This is a genomic window from Marinomonas mediterranea MMB-1 (assembly GCF_000192865.1).
Taxonomy (GTDB): Bacteria; Pseudomonadota; Gammaproteobacteria; order Pseudomonadales; family Marinomonadaceae; genus Marinomonas; species Marinomonas mediterranea.
Map to the genome: position 1 here is coordinate 275,039 of NC_015276.1, position 26,778 is coordinate 301,816.

The 26,778-nt window shown below is 43.7% G+C and carries 25 protein-coding genes and 1 pseudogene; 19 read left to right on the forward strand and 7 right to left on the reverse strand.

Going from position 1 to position 26,778, the window contains the following annotated elements:
• Positions 1–66: 66 nt before the first annotated feature.
• Positions 67–395, forward strand: a pseudogene (locus tag MARME_RS01375) (transposase); the annotation flags it as partial.
• A gap of 222 nt (positions 396–617) precedes the next feature.
• Here the strand turns inward: MARME_RS01375 and MARME_RS22000 are convergent.
• A complete protein-coding gene (locus MARME_RS22000; protein WP_317623683.1) occupies positions 618–857 on the reverse strand; it encodes a LipL32 family surface lipoprotein in 240 nt (79 codons plus the stop codon).
• 27 nt (positions 858–884) lie between these two features.
• Here MARME_RS22000 and hisG point away from each other — a divergent pair, with 27 nt between their 5' ends.
• Positions 885–1,727 (forward strand): ATP phosphoribosyltransferase, encoded by an 843-nt coding sequence (gene hisG / locus MARME_RS01380; protein WP_041648108.1) that lies wholly within the window; start codon positions 885–887, stop codon positions 1,725–1,727.
• Positions 1,728–1,817: 90 nt separating this feature from the next.
• On the opposite strand, the gene MARME_RS01385 is transcribed toward hisG, so the two are convergent.
• Positions 1,818–2,495, reverse strand: coding sequence for a Lipl32 family lipoprotein (locus MARME_RS01385; RefSeq protein WP_013659483.1), 678 nt, complete (start codon positions 2,493–2,495; stop codon positions 1,818–1,820).
• 163 nt (positions 2,496–2,658) lie between these two features.
• A complete protein-coding gene (locus MARME_RS01390; RefSeq protein WP_013659484.1) occupies positions 2,659–3,495 on the reverse strand; it encodes an AraC family transcriptional regulator in 837 nt (278 codons plus the stop codon).
• A gap of 103 nt (positions 3,496–3,598) precedes the next feature.
• Here MARME_RS01390 and MARME_RS01395 point away from each other — a divergent pair, with 103 nt between their 5' ends.
• The 9 genes from MARME_RS01395 (at position 3,599) to MARME_RS01435 (ending at position 15,685) form a co-directional block, all read left to right on the forward strand.
• Positions 3,599–4,363, forward strand: coding sequence for a tRNA-dependent cyclodipeptide synthase (locus MARME_RS01395; protein ID WP_013659485.1), 765 nt, complete (start codon positions 3,599–3,601; stop codon positions 4,361–4,363).
• 26 nt (positions 4,364–4,389) lie between these two features.
• Positions 4,390–5,649 (forward strand): cytochrome P450, cyclodipeptide synthase-associated, encoded by a 1,260-nt coding sequence (locus MARME_RS01400; RefSeq protein ID WP_013659486.1) that lies wholly within the window; start codon positions 4,390–4,392, stop codon positions 5,647–5,649.
• Positions 5,646–7,052, forward strand: a complete 1,407-nt coding sequence (locus tag MARME_RS01405) for an MFS transporter (RefSeq protein ID WP_013659487.1) — start codon at positions 5,646–5,648, stop codon at positions 7,050–7,052. Before MARME_RS01400 ends, MARME_RS01405 begins: the two co-directional genes overlap by 4 nt.
• 238 nt (positions 7,053–7,290) lie before the next feature.
• A complete protein-coding gene (locus MARME_RS22215; RefSeq protein ID WP_013659488.1) occupies positions 7,291–9,186 on the forward strand; it encodes a methyl-accepting chemotaxis protein in 1,896 nt (631 codons plus the stop codon).
• Between the two features lie 291 nt (positions 9,187–9,477).
• Positions 9,478–10,059, forward strand: coding sequence for a DNA endonuclease SmrA (gene smrA / locus MARME_RS01415; protein WP_013659489.1), 582 nt, complete (start codon positions 9,478–9,480; stop codon positions 10,057–10,059).
• Positions 10,060–10,227: 168 nt separating this feature from the next.
• Positions 10,228–13,152 (forward strand): insulinase family protein, encoded by a 2,925-nt coding sequence (locus MARME_RS01420; RefSeq protein ID WP_013659490.1) that lies wholly within the window; start codon positions 10,228–10,230, stop codon positions 13,150–13,152.
• A gap of 29 nt (positions 13,153–13,181) precedes the next feature.
• A complete protein-coding gene (locus MARME_RS01425) occupies positions 13,182–14,285 on the forward strand; it encodes a 1-acyl-sn-glycerol-3-phosphate acyltransferase (protein ID WP_013659491.1) in 1,104 nt (367 codons plus the stop codon).
• Between the two features lie 37 nt (positions 14,286–14,322).
• On the forward strand, positions 14,323–15,054 hold the full coding sequence (locus MARME_RS01430; RefSeq protein ID WP_013659492.1) for a lysophospholipid acyltransferase family protein: 732 nt from the start codon (positions 14,323–14,325) through the stop codon (positions 15,052–15,054).
• A 55-nt stretch (positions 15,055–15,109) separates the two neighbouring features.
• Positions 15,110–15,685, forward strand: coding sequence for a hypothetical protein (locus MARME_RS01435; RefSeq protein ID WP_013659493.1), 576 nt, complete (start codon positions 15,110–15,112; stop codon positions 15,683–15,685).
• An 83-nt stretch (positions 15,686–15,768) separates the two neighbouring features.
• Here MARME_RS01435 and fabB read toward each other — a convergent pair whose 3' ends face one another.
• Positions 15,769–16,983: a beta-ketoacyl-ACP synthase I gene (gene fabB, locus MARME_RS01440; protein WP_013659494.1), complete on the reverse strand. Its 1,215-nt coding sequence runs from the start codon at positions 16,981–16,983 to the stop codon at positions 15,769–15,771.
• Positions 16,984–17,005: 22 nt separating this feature from the next.
• The gene (fabA, locus tag MARME_RS01445) at positions 17,006–17,521 is read right to left on the reverse strand and encodes a 3-hydroxyacyl-[acyl-carrier-protein] dehydratase FabA (RefSeq protein ID WP_013659495.1); all 516 of its coding nucleotides are present in this window, start codon (positions 17,519–17,521) and stop codon (positions 17,006–17,008) included.
• A gap of 282 nt (positions 17,522–17,803) precedes the next feature.
• On the opposite strand from fabA, the gene MARME_RS01450 reads away from it, so the two are divergent.
• Positions 17,804–18,685, forward strand: coding sequence for an alpha/beta fold hydrolase (locus MARME_RS01450; RefSeq protein WP_013659496.1), 882 nt, complete (start codon positions 17,804–17,806; stop codon positions 18,683–18,685).
• Positions 18,686–18,718: 33 nt separating this feature from the next.
• Here the strand turns inward: MARME_RS01450 and ispB are convergent, their stop codons facing one another.
• Positions 18,719–19,708, reverse strand: a complete 990-nt coding sequence (gene ispB, locus MARME_RS01455) for an octaprenyl diphosphate synthase (RefSeq protein ID WP_013659497.1) — start codon at positions 19,706–19,708, stop codon at positions 18,719–18,721.
• Positions 19,709–20,012: 304 nt separating this feature from the next.
• On the opposite strand from ispB, the gene rplU reads away from it, so the two are divergent.
• From rplU to MARME_RS01480, 5 genes are all read left to right on the forward strand, one after another.
• Positions 20,013–20,321 (forward strand): 50S ribosomal protein L21, encoded by a 309-nt coding sequence (gene rplU, locus MARME_RS01460; protein WP_013659498.1) that lies wholly within the window; start codon positions 20,013–20,015, stop codon positions 20,319–20,321.
• A 32-nt stretch (positions 20,322–20,353) separates the two neighbouring features.
• On the forward strand, positions 20,354–20,611 hold the full coding sequence (rpmA, locus tag MARME_RS01465) for a 50S ribosomal protein L27 (protein ID WP_013659499.1): 258 nt from the start codon (positions 20,354–20,356) through the stop codon (positions 20,609–20,611).
• 110 nt (positions 20,612–20,721) lie between these two features.
• Positions 20,722–21,915: an Obg family GTPase CgtA gene (cgtA, locus tag MARME_RS01470; protein WP_013659500.1), complete on the forward strand. Its 1,194-nt coding sequence runs from the start codon at positions 20,722–20,724 to the stop codon at positions 21,913–21,915.
• A gap of 39 nt (positions 21,916–21,954) precedes the next feature.
• The gene (proB, locus tag MARME_RS01475; RefSeq protein ID WP_013659501.1) at positions 21,955–23,079 is read left to right on the forward strand and encodes a glutamate 5-kinase; all 1,125 of its coding nucleotides are present in this window, start codon (positions 21,955–21,957) and stop codon (positions 23,077–23,079) included.
• 13 nt (positions 23,080–23,092) lie between these two features.
• Positions 23,093–23,461 carry a diacylglycerol kinase gene (locus tag MARME_RS01480; protein ID WP_013659502.1) on the forward strand — a complete coding sequence of 123 codons (369 nt, stop codon included), beginning with the start codon at positions 23,093–23,095 and terminating at the stop codon, positions 23,459–23,461.
• Between the two features lie 116 nt (positions 23,462–23,577).
• Here MARME_RS01480 and rpsT read toward each other — a convergent pair whose 3' ends face one another.
• Entirely contained in the window at positions 23,578–23,841 is a 264-nt protein-coding gene (gene rpsT / locus MARME_RS01485; RefSeq protein WP_013659503.1) for a 30S ribosomal protein S20, read from the reverse strand.
• Between the two features lie 330 nt (positions 23,842–24,171).
• Between rpsT and murJ the strand changes: the two genes are divergently transcribed.
• Positions 24,172–25,734 (forward strand): murein biosynthesis integral membrane protein MurJ, encoded by a 1,563-nt coding sequence (murJ, locus tag MARME_RS01490; protein ID WP_083799836.1) that lies wholly within the window; start codon positions 24,172–24,174, stop codon positions 25,732–25,734.
• A gap of 108 nt (positions 25,735–25,842) precedes the next feature.
• A complete protein-coding gene (ribF, locus tag MARME_RS01495) occupies positions 25,843–26,772 on the forward strand; it encodes a bifunctional riboflavin kinase/FAD synthetase (protein WP_013659505.1) in 930 nt (309 codons plus the stop codon).
• The last annotated feature ends 6 nt before the right edge of the window (positions 26,773–26,778 follow it).

Genomic DNA, 26,778 nt, shown 5'->3' on the forward strand with positions numbered 1-26,778 from the left:
CTTCTCCATTGATCTTTCTGTAAATATGTGATAATTCTCAAAAACTGTTCAGAACAGGTGAGTTTTATGAAACCTCGTCAGACAAAGGCCGTCCCGCAAAAGGATTTATTCCAGCGTCAACTTGTTGATATCATCGATCCCAATCAACCTTTAGTTCGACTGGCTAAGATCATTGATTGGAATTTGTTAGATGATGAATTGGGAGTGCACTTTGCGACGGTTGGCGCAGCTGTGTTACCCACTCGCCTTATGGCGGGATTGCTGTATTTGCAGCACTTGCATAATTTGTCTGACGAAATGGTATTAGAGCAATGGCTTGAATCGCCTTACCACCAATACTTTTGCTGCGAAATCTTTTTCCGTACGACTTTCCGTGCCATCCAACGGTGATGCTCAGCTAATATAGTCAGGTGTAAAGTGTTCATTAGCAAAGGACGTCATCTTTTACAGTTAACTTTACACTTTTGTCAGGATAATCTGTAAGGTTTTGATTTTACTCACTCATGCAGTAAATTCTATTTCTCAGGTATATTTAACTGTTCTAAGGAATATTGAGTTTAGAGTTAGATCAATAGAAGCCTCGCAGTTGCGGGGCTTTTTGTTTTGGACTGAAGAAGTTAAGTGTGTGCTTGATAAGAAAACGAATTCGTGTGGTTCTGCCAAATATGGAGCGATTCATTATCATACCCCAAGTTCTGTAGTACTTTGCCCCCGTTCTTGATTTTAGCATTGTCTACAATGTTTAAGCTATCTAAGGCCAAGTAAGTGTCAAAAAACTTGTTTGCGTCGTTTTTTAGACCAACATTGAAATAAGAAAACGTGTCAGAATAACATCTTGTTTCGTATGACAGTTTAATTTGGAATCCTTTTACATGGACTTAGATATGATCAGAATTGCGTTACCAAACAAGGGTGGATTATATCAACCCTGTATCGACCTGCTTAAATCGTGTGGTTACAAAGTAAAAAAGCCGACTAAAGGCTTGTTTTACCGAGATTCACAGAATGAAGTGGAATTTTATTTTCTGCGTGCCAGCGATATTCCTATGTACTTGAGCAAGGGAATTATTGACCTTGGAGTGACAGGGGATGACTTCCATCGAGAAAAAGCGAGTACCGCTAAAAAAGTGCTAGATTTGCCGTTTGGGCATTCGAAACTGTGTATAGCAGCAATGCAAGATTCTGGTTTTCAATCTAAGGAAGATCTATTTGGTTTGAGAGTTGCCACCTCGTTCCCGAACATTGTGCGTGATTATTTTCGAGATGACCAGATGGAGATTGTTGAGCTAGACGGAGCCGTTGAAATTTCGATTAGCTTAGGTTTGTCTGATTGCGTTGTCGATATAGTTGAGACGGGCGCCACGCTCAAATCTGCTGGGTTAAAGATAATATCGGAGCCAATTTTTACGTCCAACGCCTCTCTTTACTCCGTATCAGAGCCACGTAATAAAAAAGGTATTGATAAGGTAGTGAATAGAATATCTGGGCGACTTATCGCACTGGATTACCAGTTAGTGGAGTATGATGCGCCTGTAAATATACTGGACGATGCTTGTAATCTGACCCCAGGTATTGAATCTCCAACTATTTGCCAATTAAGGGATGATAACTGGTGCTCTGTAAAGTCTATGGTTAAGAGAGATGAAGCACATACTATTTTGGACAATCTGCAAGCGCTCGGTTGTAAAGCGATATTGCTGACCAATATTGAAATGGCCAGAATTTAAATAAGCTAATTTAACACTCTCATATGTTTGCGTAACAAATGAAAAAAGCAAAAAATAAAGGCCCGTGTGGGCCTTTATTTAAAATCTGAGTTAGTTTGCGTTAACTAGATTGTGTAGCTCTGTTAAAGACGGAGCGATTTTTACACCAGGGACATTTGTACCCACTGTTGCTTCAAATGAACCTTCGATGCTTGAGCGGAATGAGGTAAATGAAATTCGGTAGACGCCACGCACTAACGCTTCGCTAGGGTTGGTCATGGACGAGACTTTTCTCAAAAGAGAGTTGAAATGCAAACCTTTTGGATTGGCTGGTAGTTCTGATGAATCGTCATCACGGCCAAGGTTCTGTAGCACTTTACCGCCATTTTTGATTTTAGCGCTGTCTACAATATTTAAGCGATCTAAGAGCAAGTAAGTATCGAAGAATTTGCTAGCATCATTTTTCATACCGACATTAAAGTTGCTATGAACGAAGTCTGAATCACTTGGGGCAGAGGTTGAAGGTGAGATCATCGATACACCAATTTCATCAACTGCCGCAGGCACCCAAACATAAAGGTAATATGCATCTTTGTTTTTATACTTACCATCTGGTTTTACTGAAGAATCAATGTAACCAAAGTAGTTTGTATAATTTGTATAGGGTACGCGGGCTTCGATTCCTGCCATTCCTCTTGAAACAGAGCTTTTTAAGTGAGGAGTTGTTGCAGAACAGCCGGCCAGAGCGGCTACCGCTACGCACGGTAATACGAGACGAGAAAACTTCATTGACTGACTCCATGTCATAATGTCGTTATTTTGAAAGAGCGCGGAGTATAGCGAATGTCTGATTCATTGGATATATAAATACGGATTATTTGCCGCTACCGATTCCAAATAGACAGTGATTTTTATCTGGTCATTTTGAGTGTTGATGCCATGGCGAGCCTCATCAATATTGAAAAAACAATTTGGGCGGCATGCCAACCATTCGCGTCACCATAGCGCTGAATATACTTGGGGAGGCATACCCCAATTCATAAGCGATCTGATTAATGGGCATTTTTTGAGATGCTAATGCCAATGCATTGGCAAGGATAACTTGTTGACGCCACTGGCTAAAGCCCATTCCAAGTTGGTCTTGAAACAATCTCGATGCGGTACTTAGACTAATACCGCAGCGTTTGCACAGTTGCTTGAGACTTATACTTGGTAATGGATCTTCTAAGAAAACGTTACAAAGTACTTTTAATCTCTTTTCTTCAGGAAGTACAACACCTAAAGACAATGGATGTGCCTCCTTGAGTTCGCTCCAAATGAGAGTGCAAACAGCCCAGTATTCATAGTCATCTATGTGCTCTTCCGAAATCTGGCTTAGTTTTACGATAAGTTCATGTAATAAGGGGCTGACTTTAAAGGCCTGACACTCTTCCCACTTTTCTGGGCTGTCTAATTCATACTCGGACCTTCTGTCCCGCTTAGCGATATACACAGAGAAAAGCTTAGCATGTTCTAGAAGTGTTGCAGCATGCTCCATATCGGGTGGTATCCAAAGCCCGTGATTTGGAGGGACGATATGGGTGCTATTTGGCGTTGAAACTTTAGTCACCCCCGCATCAGAAAACACCAATTGCCCCCACGAATGATGATGAGACTCTACCTTTGAAGCAGCTTCCATTGAGCGCGCTAGTGCTCTTATCGGTCTGCTTTTATCTGGCTTCAAACGATCTGCTGCTTTGAGTACGTTGCTATTTTTTAAATCTGACTTGGTCTCGATACCTTTTGGCATTCTTTCGACATCCTATCATGCGTCTGTTTGATATAAATATAACAAAGGAAAGCGCTTTTGGGCGCTGCTCTAGTTAACTAACTGTGTTTTTTTGGAGGTAGGAATGTTGTCTATTGAAGCTCAAAGTGGCGAAGCCAAGTCGATTCTAAAGGAGCTGAAAGCGAATACAGATTATCACGCGTTTTCGATTCATGGAGAGACTTCGCGTTGTAATACCATTATAGCTAAAGGTGAGCACGTATTTGTGGGCATTAGCCCTTTTAACTCCCGTTTCAGTAAAGAGTACATTCGAGCAATTATCGAATGGGCTCAAATTAATTTTTTACAAGTTGATATCCTGCTGCCTAGTACCGAAGAAGCCTCAAGGCTGCTAGTTGCAACGGGATATAGTACTGAAAAGGCGAAAAAGAAAACAGCGCGCGAGTTAAGGCGTCTGAATAAGTATGTGGAAGAAGCATTATCTAGGAGTCTAATATTCGAAGGAATTAGAGTTATAGACTTTTCGCATTATTTACTAGTACCAGAATATATAGAGCTTAAAGATAATGTCGAGAAAGCATTTGAAGAAGATAGCTGCTTTCGAGAATCATGTCTCCAAATGTCTCGCCAGGCATTACTTGGTAGGCTCAAGGGTGTGGGAAAGGGAGAGCAAGATCTGTCAGAAAAAGATATTAATATCGCTCTTCCTTACATCTTTGCAGAATTGCCTTTTTATCTTGATACCCCCCGCATTCTTAACGTTTCTTCTTCCACTTTGGTATATCACCGCCCATGGCCGATCGGTAAAGGGCTATACGCGGGTGAGTTTAATTTAAAGGTGGGAAGGTTCCAGAGCTATGGCGTCATTAAGCCGATACACACTTTTTAATTATTTTCGTTTATCTGGAGTACTTTATGTCTCATATAGAAACATTTGATGTTCTTAATCCCGGTTTTGTTGCAGATCCATATCCATTTTATGAATACCTTCATCGTAGTAATTGCATATTTCAGGATAATCAAACGAGTGCATATTTTATTGGAAAGTACGATGACGTAAAGACAGTCCTTACTACACCTGTCTTTACTACTGCACCGTTGTCCGTTAGAGCTCAACCAGTAATGGGAGATCGTGTTCTTGCTCAGATGGAAGGTCAAGAGCATTTACATAAACGCAAAGCGGTATTGCATGGCTTGAGTGGAAAGTACTTTAAGGAAAAGTATAGCGTGTTAATTTCTAGGGTTACTCAAAAGTTACTCCAGCCGTATCTCGAAAAAGGAGAAATTGATCTAGTTTTGGATTTTGGGAAAGACTATGCCGTTCTAGTTACGTTAGGCATTTTGGGACTTCCGTCAGAGAACTATCAGCAAATTGCAGAGTGGCATGTTGGAGTTGCCAACTTCATAACTCAGTTAAATCAGAATGAACTAGAAAAAATGCACAGTCTAGAATGTAGCCGAAGCCTGAGGGCGTTTTTAGCTCCAATTGTGGAAGAGCGGAGGCTAAGTCCTGGAAGCGATCTTATTTCTCTTTTATGTCTTTGTGATGAAGAAAACGCAATGAGTACAAAAGAAATAGTAGCTCTCTGCTTGAATATTTTATTAGCAGCGACAGAACCTGCCGATAAAACATTGGCGATGCTTTTCAAATGTCTGTTGGATGATCCAGAACTATTTGATGTAGTGAATCGAGATCGAAAACTTATGAGGCGAGCGATCGAAGAAACCCTTAGGCTTCATTCTCCCGTTCAGCTTATTCCTCGTCAGGCTAGCACCGACATTGAACTATCTGGAGTCTTGATTAAAAAGGGAGCATTAGTTTTTAACATGATTGGTGCTGCTAACCGAGACCCAAATATCTTTCCGGAACCCTCTAAATTTAAGTTAAACCGAAAAGTCGACCAGTCGAAAGTTCCGATAAAAAAACATCACTTAGCTTTTGGGGCGGGACTACATATTTGCCTTGGAGCTGAGTTTTCGATAAGACAGATAGAGATCACCGCGAATATTCTAATGGATTTACTCTTGGATATGCGGATTCCCAATGATTTTAGTTATGTGGAGCGGGGTTTGTATACCAGAGGACCAGAGTCTCTCAAGTTATTATTTAACAGAGCTCCTCATCAGGGAGATATGTATCGTTTTTCCCTCGAAGTAGATGTGGGGGCTATATGACTTCATTTCTAAAGCGGAAACGCGCTTCGGATAATTTAATAAATAGTAACGTGTCAGATAACTGGATTATTCTTTCGTTGGTTTTAGGAAGTATTCTTCCTTTATTAGATTCCACTGCTTTGGGTGTTGCGATACCTTCATTGAGTCAATACTTCTCTGTATCGGTTCATGAATTACAGAAAATCGTTACATTCTATACGCTTGCGGCTGCTGTAACTGTTCCGCTATGTGCTTGGGGTATGAAGCGATACAACACTAAATGTGTATGGCTTTCGGGGTTATGCTTGTTTCTTTTGTCTTCAGCGGCCTGTGCCACAGCAGACTCTTTGAATCAATTAACGGCGTATCGCATTGTTCAAGGAATTGGAGCGGGTGTGCTGATGTCAGCAATGCAGCCCATTTTATTGAATGCGTTGGGGCGAGAGCAATTTAGAAGCGCAATGGCAAAAGTTGCCATTCCCGCGGTGGTTGTTCCGATCTTTGGACCGTTTGTTGCTGGTGGTATTTTGGAGCTGACGAGCTGGCATTGGATTTTTTTAATCAATGTTCCTATTTCAATAGGAGCACTGATATTTGCATTATGCTTTGTTCCAAATTGCTTAGGGAACAGAGGAGCAGCGTTAGATCTCACGGGCTATCTGACTTTTGCATTGGCGTTAGGTTCTCTCGTATATGTTCTATCGAGCATTAGTTCATCTAATAGAGCGTTTTATTTATCATGGGATATCTTCTGTTTCACCTTCATCTGCATAGCGTGTTTTTGTTTTTACATTTTTCATACGCTGAGGAGGTCAGAGTCCGCTGTGCTTGATATAGCTCTGTTTGCAGGGGGGCAATTTCGGAATACGGCTATTCTGTTGTTTCTTAGTAGCTTTGCCTTTTATGCTGGTTTGTTCATTTTGCCTTCGATATTTGTCCAGTCTTATGATTATTCTGTGCTCCTCTCTAGTTCTATGTTGGGGATCGGAGGAGTAGGTGCGTTATTGTCTCGCTTTTATCTAAGCCGACTTTCCTCGGTGTTTTCAACGGCAAACGTTGCGTTGATCGGAACTCTGTTTGGGGTATTGGGAACGGCACCCTTACTTTTTCCCCTTGTATTTGATTCGAGCATATTAGTTGGGTTATGTATGCTTATTCGGGGAGCCGCTCTTGGGTTGTTAACTCTTTTAGCAATGACTAACCTCTATGTTGATATTACTAAGGAGAAGACGCCGGATGTAAGCGCATGGTCTAGGGTCTTGACTTTGTTAGGAGGCTCAATTGGCACGGCTTTGATGGGAGTTTTATTTCATGTAGACATATTTGGCTTTCCTTCCATGACAATCGTCGCTTTGCTTGCGGCGAATACAATTTGTCTAATTCCTGCTTTTTCGTTAAATATGCATAAAAACAACCCAACCTAGGTTAAAAGACAAGTTCATTCGTTGCTCTCTATATCCCTACTTCTTTTTAATGTTATCGGTAGCATTAAGTGGTTATGAACTTACAAGGAATTACGTTTCGCAATAAAAGCCTACAGGAAAACGATGGCGTTTCTTTCCTTTTCAAGGACACTTTGACGAAAGGTGTTTTGTCGTTGTAGTCGTCGAGTCGCATTACTGCGGCTTCCATACTGGCTCATAAATAATCGGATTCGTCGAAATGAATAAATTCCAGATGCAAATTTTTGGCACGTTGAGTGCCATTATATTCATGATTGTTGCCCTGTTTTCTATTATGAATTACTTGTCTTTTAAGAGTGAGTCCGTGGCGCTGAATAAATCTATTCTGCAAACACAAAACTCTGAAATTGAAGCGGAGCTCACGACACGAATTAGCGGTTATTTAAAAATGCTGTCGTCGGTCGATATTACGAGTAGCGACATCGTCAATGATCAACTTTCTAAAAATGGTTTGATTCAGTTACAGGCATTAACTCGCTCGCAAAATGACATTGCAGACTCCATTGCTTTTATGAATAAAGATGGAGAGTTATTCGGCGGAGCAGAAGGGAAGATGTTCGGTTTTAATGCTAAAAAATTAAATCGCCCTTTTTATACTGCACTCTTTCAGGATGGCCAATCTACCTATATTTCGAAGCCGTTTAAGTCCGCTTTAACGGGTAATGAAATTATTGCGATGGCGTACAAAATAAACGATGAGTTCTCAGTGGTTTCAACTGTGTTGTTGAAGGCTGTGTTGGGTAATTATGCAGAACGAGAGGGTATGTACCTTTATACATCTGATGGCACCATACTGGTAGCTCCAAACCCAAATGATATCGGAAAAAATCTTTTTGGGATTCATCCTTCTTATGAAGGGTTAAGTGACAATAATCGAGAACTTGATTACATCGCTTACGTTAAAGCGTTTGATAGAGAAGTTCACCTAACGGGCTTCTGGGGTAAGCTGGATGTCACGGGTTGGCAGTTTGTCGTGCTTACTGAAAACGACAATATTTACGCCGCCGCTGAAAAGCAATTAGTGTTCTCTTTGGTCTTTGGCTTGATATGCATTGTTGTTTCGATGGGGATCTTGTATCTGATTATTAAAAGGCTTGTATTGGAACCCGTGGGCGGCACGCCGAGTAAAATTGCAGAGTTGCTGGAGGACATGGCTAAGGGGGATTTGAGTAAAGAAATCGAGCGCACTGGGAATGAAACAGGCATATACCAATCGTTCGTTGATTTATCTCATCAATTAACCTCTTTGATTTCTACTTCTCATGGCATTTCTGAAAACGTGTCTACGGCGTCAACCAAGCTAAACGTTGTGATGAAAAACACACGCGCGAATGCAAAGATAGAGCTCGATCAAATAGGGCAAATTACGTCCTCGCTTCGGGAGTTGAACTCCGCCTCTCAGGAAGTCAGTGAAAAAGCCGTCGTAGCAGAGGATGCTGCAAAACGAGCACAGGAGAATGTGGCCAGTGGCAACAAGACATTAGATACAAATATTGATCTGACTGATCGAATTAATGCGTCCTTTGCTGAAACCGCTCAAATAGTGGAAGAGTTGCGACAGTTCGCGATTGAAATTGGCAGTGTGACCGAGGTGATCAGTGGTATTTCAGAGCAAACAAACTTGCTTGCGCTTAATGCGGCTATCGAAGCAGCGCGAGCAGGGGAGCAGGGACGTGGATTCGCGGTTGTAGCTGATGAAGTGCGTAACCTTGCGTCTAAAACGCAAGAGTCAACGGTCAATATCCAGGGGATTATTGAGAAACTGCAATCTCAATCCGAGCGCGCCAATACCAATATGGGCAGCAATGTGAAATTGATTGAGCAGTCTGTGTCGTTGGCGACTCAGGTGAAAGAGTCGTTTGATGATATTTCTGACGCGGTTCAATCTATCTCTGATGTGAACTCTCTGGTTGCGACGGCATCGCATGAGCAATTAAGTGTAACGGAAGATATAGGTCGTATCACCGCAGAGACTTTCGATTCTGTGAGTGAGAATATGACGTCTATAAATGACACACTCCAAGCGTCGCAGGATTTGTCTGAACTGGCAGAAACACAGAAGAACTCTCTGTCGTATTTTAAGCTTAACGGGTAAGACTCTTTCAGAGTTAATTTTAGAGCTACTTTCAGGGCTATTTTTTTCGTTGAGAGTTATTTGTTCCATAGAAAGTTAAACGCAAATAAAGACATCAAAAAGGCCTTAAAAGGGCCTTTTTGATGTCTAAGACTGAATACGATGTGTGTTTGGTTGTGTTGTGAAAGATGTAAAAAGGAAATCAAATTTTCTGTTATTCATTTTTTCGAGTAAAATCATCTGTTAACGTTTTATTTATCTGCATGAGGTAGCATTGTTTGATCAATGTGGTGCTTATGTTTGGGGTTTTGAGTGGCAGACGATGATGATTTTTCCCTTTTTGCTCAAGAAGTAGAGGGGGTAACACCTTTAAAAAAAGACGAAGTATATCTTGCGAAGAAAGGTGCGCCTGTCGACTACGAAGCAAGAAAGCTCGCTGCTCAGGTGGCAGCCGAAGCGGATCGTAATCATCTTTCTCATGATTATGTGTTGAAAGTGGATCCCAACGACATGCTGGAATATAAGAAAGATGGCGTGCAAGACGGTGTTTTTAAACGTTTGCGACAAGGCAAATATGGCATTGAGGCTCGATTGGATCTACACCGCCGTACAGTTGAGCAGTCGCGTCAACAAGTGTTCCAGTTTGTTGAAGATTGCATTAAGCATGATATTCGAGTGGCGATTATTGTTCATGGTAAAGGCGATCGAGAGCCCGACCCCAATAATCAAGCCACCATTAAAAGTTACATTAATAAATGGCTTCGTGATTTAGACGATGTCATGGCCTTTCATTCTGCCCAACGTCACCATGGCGGCCTCGGCGCAGTGTATGTTCTCTTCCGGAAAAGTGAAAAAGCGCGTCTGGAAAACTGGGAAAAACATCAAAAACGTTAGGGTTTTTGTGTCTATTTTTCAATCAGGCGAGCAATTTGTTCTGTAGAAGCGCGGAATTTGATACAATTGGCCTCTTTTCTGGCAGTCCACTTTTTAACCATTGAATTTTGCCAGAGCGATACCCAATTCTTTAGATATCACCTATGAGTACCGTTTACGAGGTAGGGAATGACAAATAGCATTGCACACCATCCTGCGTTTTCATTTGTACGCAGTGAATACATCGATGCACTGAATGTATCCGTTCAGGAATTCGAACATACGACGACAGGCGCAAAGCACTATCATATCGCCTCAGATAACGACGAAAATGTTTTTTTGGTTGGATTAAAAACGGTACCGACTGATTCGACCGGTGTTGCTCATATTTTGGAGCACTCTGTCTTATGTGGTTCTGAGCGTTTCCCTGTTCGCGATCCGTTTTTTATGATGATTCGCCGTTCACTTAATACCTTCATGAACGCGTTTACATCCTCCGACTGGACGGCTTACCCATTTGCCAGTAAGAACAAGAAAGACTATTTCAACTTACTCGATGTCTATCTTGATGCTGTATTTTTCTCGCGCCTTGATCCGATGGATTTTGCTCAAGAAGGACATCGACTTGAGTTCGAAGAGCCAGAAAATGCAGAGTCTGACCTAACGTTTAAAGGCGTTGTGTTTAATGAAATGAAAGGCGCAATGAGTTCGACGACGTCTGTATTGTGGCAGACCATGACGAAGTATTTGTTCCCAAATAACACTTACCATTTTAATTCTGGTGGTGAGCCAACGGATATTCCAGATCTGTCTTATGACGATCTCATGGCATTTTACCGTAAGCATTATCACCCATCGAATGCGGTGTTTATGACATTTGGTGATATTCCAGCAGAAACTTTACAAGCCCAGTTCGAAGAGAAGGTGTTATCGCGATTTGAGTCATTGGATGCAACCGTGTCGGTTGACAATGCAAAGCGCTATTTCGCGCCTGTACGAGTAGAAGAAGGCTTTGCGGCGGAAGAAGTAAAAGAAGATGGCTCGCACGTTGTTGTGAGTTGGCTTCTCGGTGAAAGTACAGACCTTGGGCAGCAATTTGAGGCCCAGTTGTTGTCTAGTGTGTTGCTAGATAATTCTGCGTCACCACTGCGTCGTGTATTGGAAAACTCTGAGTTAGGCCAAGCTCCTTCTCCATTGTGCGGCCTTGAAGACAGCAATAAAGAAATGAGCTTCATGTGTGGTCTTGAAGGTGTGAAGCGTGAGAACGCTGAAGCCGTTGAGAAGCTTATTTTAGACGCATTAGAAGAGGTGGCTGAAAATGGCGTTGACCAAAGTATGGTCGATGCGATGTTGCACCAGTTAGAGTTGAGTCAGAGAGAAATTGGTGGCGGCGGCTACCCTTACGGTCTTCAACTGATTCTGGCAGGTCTGTCTACGGCGGTTCATTCTGGCGATGTAATCGCTCAGTTGGATCTTGATCCTGTTATTGATAGCATGCGCGAAAAAGTGAAAAATACGGATTACATTCCGAATTTGATTCGCAGTTTGATCCTTTCAAATGCGCACCGTGTGACGTTAACCTTGTCTCCGGATGATTCATTAGAAAATGTGAGAAACGACGCCGAAAAAGCCCGTTTGGCGAATATCAAAGCGTCTCTTTCTGAAGATGAGAAGCAAAACATCATTGATCGTTCTAACGCGTTAAAAGAGCGCCAAGAGCAGGTGGATGATATTAGCATTCTACCTAAAGTAGGCCTAGAAGATGTACCTGCATCGATTCCTGTTTACGACAATCAGTCACTTGAAAAAGCCGTACCCGTTACGTTTTACCCTCAAGGTACAAATGGCTTGGTGTACCAGCAGCTAGTGATCGAACTGCCTGAGTTAACCGCAGAAGAAACGGCCGTTTTACCGACGTTTGCTATGTTGCTAAGCGAAGTGGGTGTGGGTGATAAGGATTATCTGGCAATGCAATCTCGTCAAGCTGAGATTTGTGGCGGGCTAGGTGCGTCGAACTCGATTCGCGCAACGCTTGAAGATAAGCACGTACTAAATGGCTACTTTGTCATCTCTTCTAAAGCGCTTGTGCCAAATGCGTTAGCAATGACTGAGTTGATGACGGATACGTTGAAAAACGTACGCTTTGATGAAGCCGGTCGCATTAAAGAGCTAATTGCGCAGCGTCGCGCACGTCGTCAACAGTCGATTACAGGCCAAGGTCACTCTTTGGCAATGACGTCAGCGGCGAGTGGCATCTCTGGGCTGTCTTCACAGGAAGAAGCGTGGGGTGGTATGACAGGGATCGCAAACCTAATCGCGTTGGACGATTCTCTCAAAGAAGGTGATGACGCAATGAATGTATTGGTTGCCAAGCTAACATCCATACATTCAAAAGTGCTTTCAATGCCGAAGCAAGTCTTGCTGGTGGCGGAAGGTCATCATTTGGAGTCGCTGGAAGCTGAGCTTTCCCCTGTTTGGCAGAACATTGCTCAATCATCTTCTGAGTTGGGGCGCTTTACATTACCGTTTGTTGAGAAGACGGTAAAACAAGGTTGGACGACAGCAACTCAAGTTAGCTTTTGTTCGAAAGCGTTTAAAACACCATCCGGCAGTCACCCAGATGTTGCACCGTTAACGGTATTAGGCGGCTTCTTGCGAAATGGTTACTTACATAGAGTCATTCGTGAGCAGGGCGGTGCTTACGGCGGCGGGGCAAGCTTCGATGGTACAGCGGGCGCTTTCCGCTTTTATTCGTACCGCGATCCGCGTTTGTCTGAGACCTTGGCGGATTTCGACCAGTCTGTCTCATGGTTATTAGAAAATGATCATTCAGAAGAAGCATTAGAAGAAGCGATTCTCGGAGTGATTGGTTCTCTTGATAAACCGAGTTCTCCAGCTGGAGAGGCGCAAGGAGACTTCTTCTTGCAGTTACACGGTCGTGAACAAGCGTACCGTGAACAACAGCGTAAGCGAATTCTCTCTGTGACGGTAGAGGATTTGCAACGTGTGGCGAAGAGTTACTTAACGCCTGAAAATGAGAGTGCCGCAGTGATTAGTTCTGCGGCGAATGCCCAAGTTCTTGAGGAACAAGGCTTTACAATTAACAACCTATAACAAAAGTTCGCTAGAGAACGGAATTATTAATGGATCAGTTTCATGATATTCGCCCTTACAACGACGATGAAGTCGCCGGGGTGTTAGAAAATCTGGTGGAAACACCTGACTTTATTAAAACCATTATTGGTTTTCGATTTGCAAAATGGCCACATTGGACGCGTGGAGTGCTTAACTCTCTTGTTAAGCTCGTGCTAAAACGAGAGACCTCTAAAATCCAGTGTGTTCATGACTTTCAAATGAAAGTGGCGGATTACATGGAGCGCATGATTAAGACAACAACAACGGATGTTGAGTATCGCGGTATCGAAAAACTCACGAAAGGAGAAGGGTACCTTTTTCTTTCTAATCACCGCGATATTGCAATGGATCCTGCGTTTGTAAACTATGGGCTCTATCTGGCAGGGTTGGATACCGTTCGTATTGCAATTGGCGATAACTTGTTACGTCGTGAGTTTGTCTCTGACCTGATGCGTTTGAATAAGAGCTTTATCGTAAAGCGTTCTGCGAACGGTGTGCGGGAAATGATGGCGGCGTTTGGTCAGTTGTCTTCCTATATCACACACTCTTTAACAGAAGATCATTCCAATATTTGGATTGCTCAAAAAGAAGGGCGCGCGAAAGATGGCATAGATCAAACGGATCCAGCCATTATTAAAATGTTTTACATGAGTCAGAAAAAACAGAAAGTCGCATTTCCTGATGCTATGAAAAGCTTAAAAATCGTCCCTGTTTCTATCTCGTATGAATACGACCCTTGTGCCTTCGATAAAGCAAATGAGTTGCAAGAAAAATCGACGACAGGAAGTTATGAAAAATCTGAATTCGAAGACATTGATAGCATTAAGAATGGTATTGTAGGATTTAAGGGTAAAGTCGTGGTGACATTTGGTGATCTGATTGACCACAATTGCGACACGCCTGAGGCAATGGTTGAAGAAATCGATCGTCAAATCGTCGCTAACTATGCAATACATCCTTCGAATGAGGCTGCTTTAGCCATGTTGAACGGTGAAAAGTCAGGCGATAAGGCATTTTCTGAGTACATAGATACGTGTCCAGAAGCGTTACGAAAGACGGTACTACAAATGTACGCGAATCCATTGATTCAACAACAGAATAGAGCGCAGTAGCGCTCTAATTGGTTTAGAGATAGGGGTTTACATCTTTATGAATCGTAAGATGTCATTAAGGTCATGGATTGGTTCCATTCTGTTTTTGATTATCTATTCAGTATTGACCGGTTTTACGGGGGTGGTTGCCCCGACAATAGCGTTCTTCCTTCCCGAGCGTTGCAGACAACCTGTTCTTAATGTTCACAACCATATTTTATTGTTCCTATTCAGAGTGGTATGTGGCGTTCGAGTTGAAATTGAAGGGTTGGAAAACGTCCCTAAAGGAAGGCCTGTGGTGTTGGTTTCAAACCACCAAAGCGAATGGGAAACCTATTTGCTTCAAGTATTAACGACGCCCATTTCAACCGTCCTAAAAAAGGAGCTACTTTCTATTCCGTTTTTCGGCTGGGGATTGCGAATGGTTCAGCCTATTGCGATCGACCGCTCAAAACGAGCAGGGGCATTGAAGCAAATACTGAAGCAAGGCAAAGAGCGAATCGCCTCAGGCCGATCAGTGTTAATTTTTCCTGAAGGAACGCGTGCTAAGCCCGGCCAAGAAAAAGCCTTTAATAAAGGCGCTGCAATGTTAGCGGCCTCTGCCAAGGCGCCTATATTACCTATGGTTCATAATGCCGGACATGTATGGCCCAGTCGTACGTGGAAACGTTACTCAGGCGAAATCAAAGTATCAATTGGTAAATTGATTGAATCAGAAGGGAAGTCGACCAGCGAGATTCACGAAGAGATGGAATCCTGGATGCGTACGACTATGAGTCAGATGCACTGATTTGAGATATTTTTTTATATAGAGTTCGATTGCAGTTTAATAGAAGGAGTTAAGGATGAAAAAGTTAGTTGTCGCTGTGGGGGCGTTAATATGTTTACCATTGCAGGCATACACTCTAGATACTGATGCGTGTATGGGGACCGAGTATGTCTATAATGAAAGTAATAAGTTAGAGAAGTACGATCCAACAGTTCATACCTTTATTACGGAAGCTAGTGAGATAGTATATAAAGGATGGCAAAGGATTCCTCCAACAATACAGAATCCTTATCAACGCACTCACATAATAGTTGAAAATAAGTCAAATCAAACCGTAAATTTTAAGTTTTCACCATATCACTTTAGTTCGAATAATGGTGAGCTAGTTGCTGGAGCTGGGTATCAGTATCTTCAAAAATTTTCTGCTTCGAATAGCCCTTCTTCTGTTGCTGGTGCAGTGATGCCTTCAAAAACACTTGGGGGAATATATTTCCCGTTTTCGTCGACATCCTATTTTTTTAGTGCGTCTATGAGTTGGGAAACGACTGAGTGTTTGAGGAGTAAGCCAATGATGACTACCGTTCGAACAGTTTTTGATCAAAATGGTCAAGGTTTTTCCGAGTTCTATTTGAATGGCGGTAATGCTTGGTAGGGTCATTTAAGGAAAAAAAACCGCGACAAGTCGCGGTTTTTTTAGATCTGATCTTAATAGCTCGCTATGAAGTAATCGAGTTATTAGCCTTCGTATTTTTTGAAAACAAGGCTGGCGTTAGTGCCACCGAAGCCAAAGCTGTTAGACATAACATGCTTAAGGTCTACGTTGTCTTGACGCTCTGTCACAACAGGGATGCCATCAGCCTCTGGATCTAGCTCTTCAACGTTAGCAGAAGCGGCAATGAAGTTGTTTTCCATCATTAACAAGCTGTAGACAGCTTCATGAACGCCTGCAGCACCTAGAGAGTGGCCAGATAAAGACTTCGTTGAGCTAATTGAAGGGATCTTGTCACCAAAGGTCTCTTTAACGGCTTGAAGCTCTTTCATATCACCAGCAGGTGTACTTGTACCGTGCGTGTTGATGTAGTCAATGTCACCGTCGATAGTGCTCATTGCCATTTGCATACAACGCATCGCACCTTCACCCGATGGCGCAACCATGTCATAGCCGTCAGACGTTGCACCGTAACCTACGACTTCTGCGTAGATTTTCGCGCCACGTGCTTTAGCGTGTTCAAGTTCTTCAAGAACCAACATGCCGCCGCCGCCAGCGATGACGAAACCGTCACGAGTTGCATCGTATGCACGAGAAGCTTGTTCTGGTGTGTCGTTACGCTTAGAAGAAAGCGCACCCATTGCATCAAACATACATGTTTGCGTCCAGCTTTCTTCTTCACCACCACCGGCAAAGACGATGTCTTGTTTGCCAAGCTGGATAAGTTCCATGCCATTGCCGATACAGTGTGCACTTGTAGAACAAGCAGATGTAATCGAGTAGTTCACACCCTTGATTTTAAAAGGCGTTGCTAGACATGCTGATACGGTGCTACCCATGGTTTGAGTAACACGGTATGGTCCAACACGCTTAACGCCTTTTTCGCGGAGTGTATCTGCTGAGTCTACTAAGTTCTGTGCAGATGCACCGCCAGAACCCGCGATTAGTCCCGTGCGAACGTTAGAAACTTGATCTTCTGAAAGACCTGAATCAGCAATCGCTTGTTGCATAGACAGATAGGCGTATGTCGCAGCGTCGCCCATGAAGCGGCGTACTTTACGATCGATGACAGTAGCGTCAACGTCGATTCGACCACAAATGTGGCTACGGAACCCATGTTCTTTATAATCATCGGCAAAACGAATGCCTGATTTGCCTTCTTTTAAAGAGTCTAAAACGCTCTCTTTATCATTACCTAAGCAACTTACAACGCCTAGGCCAGTTACTACTACACGACGCATAAATCTGCCTCTTTACTTTTAATTAGAAATTTTCAGTTGAAGTGAAAAGGCCAACACGCAAATCTTTTGCTGTGTAGATCTCGCGACCGTCGACTTTTACGCTTCCGTCTGCGATACCCATTACCAACTTACGTTCAATCACACGCTTCAATTGAATATGAAAGGTGACTTTTTTGGCTGTTGGTAGAATTTGGCCTGTGAATTTGACTTCGCCAGCACCTAAAGCACGACCGCGGCCTTTATTGCCTTTCCAACCTAGGAAAAAGCCAACAAGTTGCCACATTGCATCAAGACCTAAACAGCCAGGCATGACTGGGTCGCCAGGAAAGTGACACTCGAAGAACCATAGGTCTGGATTGATATCGAGTTCGGCAATGATTTCGCCTTTATCAAACTCGCCGCCTTCCGCTGAGATGTGAGCGATGCGATCTATCATAAGCATATTGCCAACGGGAAGTTGTGCGTTACCCGCACCAAACATTTCGCCGTAGCCGCATTTTAGTAGTTCGTCTTTTTCAAACGATGAAGCTGTAGTCATTATAGTCCTATTTCCACTTTCAGCCTGTCCCTAACACAGGGCGCTTCTTGAGTGGTCCAATTAGCAGTAATAAATCCTGACAATTATATCGATATGATGGCTTAATATGAATGTTTGCAGACAAAAAAACCAAGGATACTCGTAAAAAGAGGTAAAAATAGAAGGTACAGATGCGGTAAAATGACGATTATTGTCTCATTGTATCTCCCTAGAAATTATAATATGTTCTAACTGGGTTATTTTGATATGTTTTTAGATTATTTCTTTGGTGGCTGGTAATTCATGAATTCGCTTAATTTTGAGCCAATATCTTTTCAGAATGAAAAAGATAATTGGGCGTTAGCTGGCTACAAACATCAGTCTGAGAGTCCGCGTAAAGCGCTCCATTTTTTGCACGGTAATGGTTTTGCGGTCGGTACCTACAGTAAAATGCTGTCTCCGCTTGCAAAGGATTATACTATCCTGACTCAGGACGCTGCCGGGCATGGGGAATCTCCTGCTGGCAAAGCGTTTATTGGTTGGAATGAGACAGCACGACGTTTCAATGAGTCTCTAGTGCATTACAGCGAGACGTTGGATGTGCCCCTTTGCGGTGTAGGGCATAGTTTCGGTGGGGCGATGACCTTATTAATGAGTGTTCAAGCGCCTGAGCATTTTGAGCGACTGGTTCTTTTGGATCCAGCTTTGTTTCCTCCTCGTCTAATTTGGCTGCTACGGGGGATGCAAATTGCGGGATTGGATCATTATGTTCCATTGGCGAAGCGAACGCGTAAACGCCGAACTCAATGGGATTCCTATGCGCAAGTTAAAAAAAGCTTTTTGGGGCGAGGTATATTTAAAGGTTGGGACGAAGAGTGTCTAGAGGATTATATTCGCTACTCGTTAACCTGTGACGATCACAATCATTACCATTTAAATTGCCCAACTTGGATGGAGGCGGCTATTTTTGCCAGTTATCCAAAAGGTCTTTGGAAAGCTGTTAAGCGTCTGTCTGTGCCTACGCAAATCGTGTACGGTAAAGACACTTATAAATACTTTAAAGAATCGTATCATTTAGCCGCCAAGCTCAACTCTAATATCCAATTAGTAGAAGTGGAGGGGGAGCATTGCTTTATGCAAGAGCAGCCTTTTGATACGGCGGAAGTGGTTAGAGGCCTTTTGTAGTAAGGCCTCTTGAGCTGAGGGATTCTCTTACTCTTAATTACGTCGTTTTACAGCGGCATTCGCTAGGGCGATAAGCGCCGATTTATGCTCAGACTCTGGGAAAGCCTGAATTGCCTTGATCGCTAAATCGGCTTGCTCTTCTGCTTGTTTTTCCGTGTATTCGATCGCTCCACAGGCGCGTACATCCGATAGAATCTGTTCTAGATTCTCAAGCCCACCTGTTAGGATTGCTTGTCTTACGCGCTCTTTAGCATCAGCATCGCCGTGTTTCATTGTGTAAATCAACGGGAGAGTTGGTTTGCCCTCTGCTAGATCATCACCGACACTTTTGCCCATTTCTTCTGCCGTACTAACATAGTCCATTACATCATCGACAAGCTGAAAGGCGGTGCCTACATACATACCGTAAGCTTGTAGGGCCTTCTGATGTTCTTCTGATGCGCCTGCAACGACAGCGCCACACAAAGCCGCGCCTTCAAATAGCTTCGCTGTTTTGTATTGTATGACTTTGAGATAGCTTTCTTCACTCGTGTCAGGGTCGCCACAGTTGATAAGTTGTTGTACTTCGCCTTCAGAGATGATGTTGGTTGTATTTGAAAGAATCTCCATACAGGGCACACTGCCAACATTTACCATGATTTGAAAGGCACGAGAATAGAGGAAGTCGCCTACCAAGACGCTAGGAGCGTTACCCCATTCCTCGTTTGCCGTCTTTTTGCCTCGACGCATATCGGATTCATCAACAACATCGTCATGGAGTAAAGTCGCAGTGTGGATGAATTCGATAATAGAAGCCATCTTGACGGTGTGACTAAGTTGCGTTTCGGAAAGCCCTTGAGCGGGTTGTGCTGCACGTGCGGCAAGCAGAACCATAAGGGGGCGCATTCGCTTGCCGCCGTTACTGATAATGTAGTAGCCAATCTGTTCAATGAGAGGAATCTCACTTTTCAGTTGGCTAAGAATGTAATCATTTACCTGACTGAATTCATCAGCCACAACATCATGAATCTTGGTGGGTTGCATGGGTCTTCCGAAGCTTTGTAATCGTATGCTATTGAGCAATTGCGCAACATGCTAGGTAAGCGCGACGAGAGGGTCAACTAAAAACACGAAAAAGTACTAGAAAACTTGTGTTGCTATTGTTTTAAGTGGTTCTCTTTTGTACAATGCTGCGTCCGATTTACCCACACTTTGCTCCCTATCATATGGTATATCGTGATTGCTTGGCGTCTTAGGCTTGTCCTTTGATTCAGAGTGAATACGAACTTGCCACTAGAAGTAGGTCAAACTTATTCCAGTAGCCGGGTAAATCTAATTGGAGAAAAAAATGTTTGCAGTGATCAAAACCGGCGGTAAGCAATACCGCGTGCAAGAAGGTCAAACTCTTAAAGTTGAGAAGCTAGCTATTGAAGCTGGTGAAGCTGTTGAGTTCAACGACGTTCTTCTTGTTAGCAACGGCGACGACGTTAAAGTTGGCGCGCCTGTTGTAGAAGGCGTTAAAGTAACAGCTGAAGTTGTTTCTCACGGCCGTGGCGACAAAGTTAAAATCTTGAAATTCCGTCGTCGTAAGCACTCTATGAAGCGCATGGGTCATCGTCAGTGGTTCACAGAAGTGAAAATCACAGGCATTAACTAAGCGTTAAAGTTTTAATATTTTAGGAGTAAATCATGGCTCACAAAAAAGCTGGTGGTAGTACTAAGAACGGTCGCGACAGTCAGTCGAAACGATTAGGTGTTAAGCGTTTCGGCGGCGAAGTTGTTATTCCTGGTAACATCTTAGTTCGTCAACGTGGCACTCAATTCCACGCTGGTGAAGGTGTTCGTATCGGTAAAGATCACACTTTGTTTGCGGTTTCTGAAGGTCAGGTTAAGTTCGAAGTTAAAGGTAAATTCAAGCGTCGCACAGTTTCTGTCGTTTCTGCTTAATTTCTTTTATCGAAAAGAACGAAAAGAGCTCCGCAGCGCGGGGCTTTTTTTTTGGAAAAATTCTATAATCAGACGTAATTAGTCTGGTAACCCTCACAAGAGGTGATGTTGTGAAATTCGTTGATGAAGCGACCATTTATGTTCGAGCAGGTAAAGGTGGAAACGGCTGCTTGAGTTTTTGGCGCGAAAAATTTGTAGCCAAAGGTGGTCCTGACGGCGGTGACGGCGGTGACGGCGGTAGTGTTTTGTTAGAGGCGGATGAGTCTTTAAATACACTGATTGACTATCGTTATACCAAGAAATACCTTTCTGAAAATGGCGAAGGTGGTCAAGGCCGTGATATGACGGGTAAGAAAGGTGAAGATTTGGTGCTGAAAGTGCCTGTTGGAACCACGATTATCGATGAGGATACGGGCGAAACGCTAGGAGACCTTACTCAAGTTGGTCAAAGGTTGAAAGTTGCTCAGGGCGGTCGTCATGGTCTGGGTAATACTCGTTTTAAATCCAGTACCAATCGTGCGCCAAGACAAACGACGAAAGGAACGCCCGGTGAAGAGCGTAACCTTAAGTTGGAAATGAAGGTGTTGGCTGATGTTGGTCTGTTGGGGTTGCCTAACGCAGGTAAATCCACGTTTATCCGATCCGTTTCTTCTGCTAAGCCTAAGGTAGCGGATTATCCCTTTACTACCTTGGTGCCTAACCTTGGTGTCGTGAAAGTGAAGAAACACCAGAGTTTCGTTGTTGCGGACATTCCAGGAATTATCGAGGGTGCGGCAGACGGCGCAGGCCTTGGGATTCGCTTCTTGAAGCACTTGGTGCGTAACCGTATTCTTCTGCATATTGTTGATATGGCGCCGTGGGATGAAGTTACTCCTGCTGAGGCGGCGGTTATTGCGGTGAATGAGTTGGAGAATTTCTCCCCAACGTTGGCTGAAAAGCGTGATCGCTGGTTGATTCTGAATAAGATCGACATGGTTCCTGAAGACGAAGTTGAAGAGCGTTGCCAAAGCGTGATCGATGCGTTGGAATGGGAAGGTAAGGTGTACCGAATTTCGGCGATTTCAGGTGCGGGTACAGAACCGCTGTGCCTTGATTTGATGACGACGCTAGATGAAATGAAAGATCGTTTATTGGAAGATGACTCTGCTAAAGAAGAAGAGAACAATATACGTGCTTTGATTGATGAAGAAGGTCGAGACCGAATTCGTCTATTGAGAGAGAATCGTCGACGTAGAGGTCAAGAAGGCGATGACGATGACTTTGATGATGACGATTATGACGTGGATGTAGAATACGTTCGTTAATTTTGCTTCAGTCATTTTGTATGAAAGTAGAGTGGTAAAATGGATATCAGAGAGAAAATCGCAAAGGCACAGCGTGTCGTTGTCAAAATTGGCAGTGCATTGCTCACAAACGATGGGCAAGGGTTAGATGTAAATAGCATTGGTAGTTGGGTTGAGCAGATTGCTGAGCTAAGGAAGCAGGGGAAAGAGGTTGTATTGGTCTCTTCTGGTTCAATAGCGGCGGGCATGAAGCGACTTGGTTTTCTCTCTCGACCGACACAAGTTAACGAGCTTCAGGCGGCGGCTGCTGTCGGGCAGATGGAGCTAGTGGGAGTTTACGAATCTCATTTTGAACGCTTTGGTTTGAATACAGCGCAGATACTTCTCACACATGATGATTTATCTAATCGACGCCGTTACCTGAATGCACGCTCATCGTTGCGTACCTTGCTTGGATTGGGTGTTGTTCCGATTGTTAATGAGAATGACACGGTTGTAACGGATGAAATTCGCTTTGGTGATAATGATACATTGGGCGCGTTGGTTGCGAATTTGGTTGAGGCGGATTTGTTGCTCATATTGACCGATCAAAATGGTCTTTACGATAAAAACCCAAGAGATCATAAAGATGCAACATTGATATCGCATGCTTCAGCTTCGGATGAGAGGCTTGAGGCGATGGCGAGTGGCGGTGCTGGTGTGCTGGGAAGTGGTGGAATGCTAACAAAGGTGCGCGCTGCGAAACTGGCTGCGCGTTCTGGGGCTGACACTCTTATTGCGTCTGGTCGCGAAGTGGGTGTGATCGTGCGCTCTGTGTCTGGTGAGCCTTTAGGTACTTGGCTGTTGCCTGACTTCACGCCGTTAGCGGCTCGTAAGCAGTGGTTAGCAGGGCATCTAAAGAGCCGAGGTGCGTTGATACTGGATGAGGGTGCGGTACGAGCATTGCGTAAAAAAGGCACAAGTCTGCTGCCAGTCGGCGTGAAAGATGCTGAAGGGTCTTTTGCTCGTGGTGATATGGTGATTTGCGTGGATGAGAAAGGCGGATTGGTTGCGCGCGGATTAGTGAACTATAGCATTGCGGAGACGCTTAAGCTTCTTGGTAAGCCTTCATCTGAAAGGGGTGATGTGTTGGGCTACGAGGGTGAGCCTGAATTAATTCATCGCGATGATTTGGTTATGATTTAAAGAAGAGGGTTCAATGGCTAAGCCTGGTAAAACTGGATTTGAGCGAGTTATGGATGCGGCTAAATATTCCTGTCAGGGGTTGAAGGCGCAATGGCATCATGAAGCGGCATTTCGTCAAGAGGTTGGGTTGTTTTTGTTGGCGGTGCCATTGGCGTTGTGGCTGGGTGACTCGGCATTAGAGATTGCTTTGATGATTTTTAGTGTGAGCTTGATTTTGATTGTTGAGACATTAAATTCGAGTGTTGAGGCAATTGTGGATAGAATCAGCAATGAGCATCATGAGCTGTCTGGAAGGGCTAAAGACTTGGGTTCTGCTGCAGTTATGTTGGCGGTGATTCAGGCGGCTGTTGTTTGGGGGTTGATTATATTCTTTGGTGAGTGACAGATTGGTTTTGTCGAGCTAGAGTGTGTTTGTTGTTGCCACTTCTTGTGTAGAAGTTGTCTGATTAGAAAATCTGTATATAAAAAAACCGGCTGACGCCGGTTTTTTTATAACAATTAGCCTAGTGCTTTAATTTTAGCACTCAGACGGCTCTTATGACGAGCTGCCTTGTTTTTGTGGTAAAGGCCTTTGTTTGCTGCTTTGTCTAGATTAGACGTTGCTGCAACGTAAGCTGCTTGAGCTTCAGCTTGGTTGCCTGCTTCAATAGCTGCATCTACTTTTTTCAAGTATGTGCGCACCATAGAGCGCAGGCTACCATTGTGAGCGCGACGCTTGATCGCCTGGCGCGCACGTTTTCTTGAACCGGCGGAGTTTGCCACAGTCTGGCTCCTTCAAATCTTTTATAAAATGAAACAACACAACGTGTCGTTATATAGTGAAATTGATGTCAAGTTTAACTTGAAAATCTCGCGGCGGATTGTACCAGTTTTTGCGCTTGCAGCAACCCCATTATACAAATAATAGCCAAAATGATGTTTTTTTGAGCTGTAATATCCCGGTGCGAATGCTATTCTAAATTGCCTTAATCAATTCTGTAATAGAATCCTGTTCGTTGTTGCTTGGTGGGCGGGCTATCGGAAATAGAGGTTAAGCGCACACCTATCAATCATTTCATTTCTGAATTATCGGCTAGTAAAAACATACTCCTTATGGATCAGACGACAGTGACATCTAAAAAAACGCTCTTGCGATCCAGTGTGCTCGTATCCTTTTGTACTTTGCTCTCTCGTATACTTGGTTTGGCTCGTGATGCGGCATTAGCTTCTGTTCTTGGAGCGAGTGGTAGTGCGGATGCCTTTTACGTTGCTTTTAAAATTCCTAATTTTTTCCGTCGCTTGTTTGCGGAAGGGGCGTTCGCGCAGGCCTTTGTTCCTGTATTAAGTGACTATCGAATTAATAACACTAAAGAAGAGGTTCGAGAGTTAATTGGCGCGGTTACCGGATCGTTAGGGGTTGTGTTGTTGGCGATGACTGCGTTGTTTATGGTCGCAGCGCCGTGGGTGGTTTATGTGTTTGCTCCTGGTTTCACGGACGACCCTTTGCAAGCATCGATTGCCGCAGAGTTGCTTACGATCACTTTTCCCTACTTGCTGTTTATATCGCTCACTGCTTTGGCAGGGAGTATCTTAAATGCCCATGGCGAATATGGCGTGCCGGCTATCACGCCCATTTTTTTAAATGTCTCATTACTAGTGGCTACTTTGTATTTTGCTAAAGAAGCTGCGCAGGCAGAAACCGCGGTCGCATGGGGGGTGTTTTTTGCGGGTCTGATTCAGTTGCTGTTTCAGGTGCCTTTCTTGGCCAAAATGAAGTTGATTGCCCGCCCGCGCATTGGGTTTCGCCATTCGGGTGTAAAGCGCATTTTGCTATTAATGGGGCCGGCACTATTTGGTGTGTCTGTAGGGCAAATTAATCTTTTATTGGATACGGTCTTGGCTTCTTTTTTGGAAACTGGCTCGATAACGTGGCTTTATTTGTCTGACCGACTTTATGAGCTGCCTTTGGGGTTGTTTGCTATTGCGATCAGCACCGTTATCTTGCCTTCGTTGTCTCGGAGTTTTGCTGCTGAGAATAGTGCTAAGTTTGTGAGTACGCTTGATTGGGCGCTTCGAGTGCTTGTCGTTATTGCGTTGCCTTCTTCCGTTGCCTTGTTTTTTCTTGCGGAGCCGCTTATTGCTACGATTTTTTACCGTGGTGCTTTAAGTGCTAATGATGTTCAAATGGCCGCATTGAGTTTGCAGGCATATTCTATTGGTCTTGTTTTTATGATGCTTATAAAAGTGTTGGCTCCAGGGTATTACGCTCGTCAAGATACGAAAACACCTGTACGAATAGGGATTATCGCTATGGTCTCGAACATGGTGTTTAATCTGATTTTGGTTTGGCCTTTCGGCCATGTGGGACTCGCGCTCGCAACGAGTCTTTCTGCTGGATTAAATGCCTTTTTGTTGTGGCGAGGTTTGGCAAAAGACAAATACTTTGTTTGGCATGTGCGCTGGCTAAGGCACGTCGCGTCACTCTTTATGGCGTGTTGTGTATTGGGAGGGTGGATATATTTTTATCAGTCTCGCGGGATCGATTGGTTGCTGTTGTCTGATATTCAGCGTGTAGGTCATGTTGCGATATTGGTGATGGTTGGTGTTTTTCTCTATGGCGGTTCGTGTTTCTTATTCGGGTTAAGGGCTAAGGATCTAAAAGTTGCTGCGGTGTGATCTACCTTTGAGTGGCCGACTACTATATAATTCCGGTTATTTTTTCGACGTAGGCGAAGTGTTTATGGCTTGCCTGTGTCCGGTGGTTGATTCAGCACTAGAGGTTTTATGGAGCTAATTAGGGGTATTCACAATATCCGCTCTAAGCATCAGCATGGCGTACTCACAATCGGGAATTTTGATGGTGTGCATTTAGGGCATCAAACAATACTCTCTAGAGTGAAGTCGCTTGCAAAGCAATATCAGTCACCTGCAGGTGTCATGATTTTCGAGCCTCAGCCTCGCGAGTTTTTTGCGCCTGAATCCGCACCGGGTCGTATAACCCGGATGCGAGATAAAATTGAGTTGTTGCAACAACAAGGTATTGATTATGTCTTGTGTCTGCCATTTAACAACAAATTACGTAACCTCGATGCGTCTGAATTTTGTAATCTCATATTAAAAGAGGGGTTACATATTCGGCATTTGGTGGTTGGCGATGATTTTCGGTTCGGTTGTGACCGTCAGGGTGATTTTGAGTATTTATCTCGCTTTGGTGAATTGAGCGAATTTGATGTCGAAAGTACATCCTCTGTTTTGTCTCAGAATAACGAGCGAATCAGCAGTACTTTGGTTCGACAGCAGCTGGAATCAGGGCGCTTCGATGATGCGCTTCGTTCAATGGGACACTCTTTGGTCATGAGTGGGCGTGTCATTGGTGGTAAGCAGCTTGGGCGAACGATTGGTTTTCCAACCGCAAATGTGCATCTGAAAGGGTGCGAGCCTGCTCTTCGAGGCGTATATGCAGTCAGTTTTTTTGTCGATGGGCAGCAATATCAAGGTGTTGCTAATATCGGTGTTCGGCCTACTGTAGATGGCAAATATCCATTATTGGAAGTACATGTTTTTGACTTCGATGGAGACCTATATCATAAGTATGTCTCTGTTGAGTTTAATTGTTTTATTCGTCCAGAGCGCAAAATGTCTGGGCTTGATGAGTTAGAAAAACAAATTCAATGTGATAAAGAGGAAGCGTTGCGCTTCTTTCGCAATCTGTGAACGACG

Excerpts from the sequence above, each read along its gene's own strand:
- hisG (WP_041648108.1), top strand. The coding sequence starts at position 885 with ATGATCAGAATTGCGTTACCAAACAAGGGTGGATTATATCAACCCTGT.
- MARME_RS01385 (WP_013659483.1), bottom strand. The coding sequence starts at position 2,495 with ATGAAGTTTTCTCGTCTCGTATTACCGTGCGTAGCGGTAGCCGCTCTG.
- MARME_RS01390 (WP_013659484.1), bottom strand. The coding sequence starts at position 3,495 with ATGCCAAAAGGTATCGAGACCAAGTCAGATTTAAAAAATAGCAACGTA.
- MARME_RS01395 (WP_013659485.1), top strand. The coding sequence starts at position 3,599 with ATGTTGTCTATTGAAGCTCAAAGTGGCGAAGCCAAGTCGATTCTAAAG.
- MARME_RS01400 (WP_013659486.1), top strand. The coding sequence starts at position 4,390 with ATGTCTCATATAGAAACATTTGATGTTCTTAATCCCGGTTTTGTTGCA.
- MARME_RS01405 (WP_013659487.1), top strand. The coding sequence starts at position 5,646 with ATGACTTCATTTCTAAAGCGGAAACGCGCTTCGGATAATTTAATAAAT.
- MARME_RS22215 (WP_013659488.1), top strand. The coding sequence starts at position 7,291 with ATGAATAAATTCCAGATGCAAATTTTTGGCACGTTGAGTGCCATTATA.
- MARME_RS01420 (WP_013659490.1), top strand. The coding sequence starts at position 10,228 with ATGACAAATAGCATTGCACACCATCCTGCGTTTTCATTTGTACGCAGT.
- MARME_RS01425 (WP_013659491.1), top strand. The coding sequence starts at position 13,182 with ATGGATCAGTTTCATGATATTCGCCCTTACAACGACGATGAAGTCGCC.
- MARME_RS01430 (WP_013659492.1), top strand. The coding sequence starts at position 14,323 with ATGAATCGTAAGATGTCATTAAGGTCATGGATTGGTTCCATTCTGTTT.
- MARME_RS01435 (WP_013659493.1), top strand. The coding sequence starts at position 15,110 with ATGAAAAAGTTAGTTGTCGCTGTGGGGGCGTTAATATGTTTACCATTG.
- fabB (WP_013659494.1), bottom strand. The coding sequence starts at position 16,983 with ATGCGTCGTGTAGTAGTAACTGGCCTAGGCGTTGTAAGTTGCTTAGGT.
- fabA (WP_013659495.1), bottom strand. The coding sequence starts at position 17,521 with ATGACTACAGCTTCATCGTTTGAAAAAGACGAACTACTAAAATGCGGC.
- MARME_RS01450 (WP_013659496.1), top strand. The coding sequence starts at position 17,804 with ATGAATTCGCTTAATTTTGAGCCAATATCTTTTCAGAATGAAAAAGAT.
- ispB (WP_013659497.1), bottom strand. The coding sequence starts at position 19,708 with ATGCAACCCACCAAGATTCATGATGTTGTGGCTGATGAATTCAGTCAG.
- rplU (WP_013659498.1), top strand. The coding sequence starts at position 20,013 with ATGTTTGCAGTGATCAAAACCGGCGGTAAGCAATACCGCGTGCAAGAA.
- rpmA (WP_013659499.1), top strand. The coding sequence starts at position 20,354 with ATGGCTCACAAAAAAGCTGGTGGTAGTACTAAGAACGGTCGCGACAGT.
- proB (WP_013659501.1), top strand. The coding sequence starts at position 21,955 with ATGGATATCAGAGAGAAAATCGCAAAGGCACAGCGTGTCGTTGTCAAA.
- MARME_RS01480 (WP_013659502.1), top strand. The coding sequence starts at position 23,093 with ATGGCTAAGCCTGGTAAAACTGGATTTGAGCGAGTTATGGATGCGGCT.
- murJ (WP_083799836.1), top strand. The coding sequence starts at position 24,172 with ATGGATCAGACGACAGTGACATCTAAAAAAACGCTCTTGCGATCCAGT.
- ribF (WP_013659505.1), top strand. The coding sequence starts at position 25,843 with ATGGAGCTAATTAGGGGTATTCACAATATCCGCTCTAAGCATCAGCAT.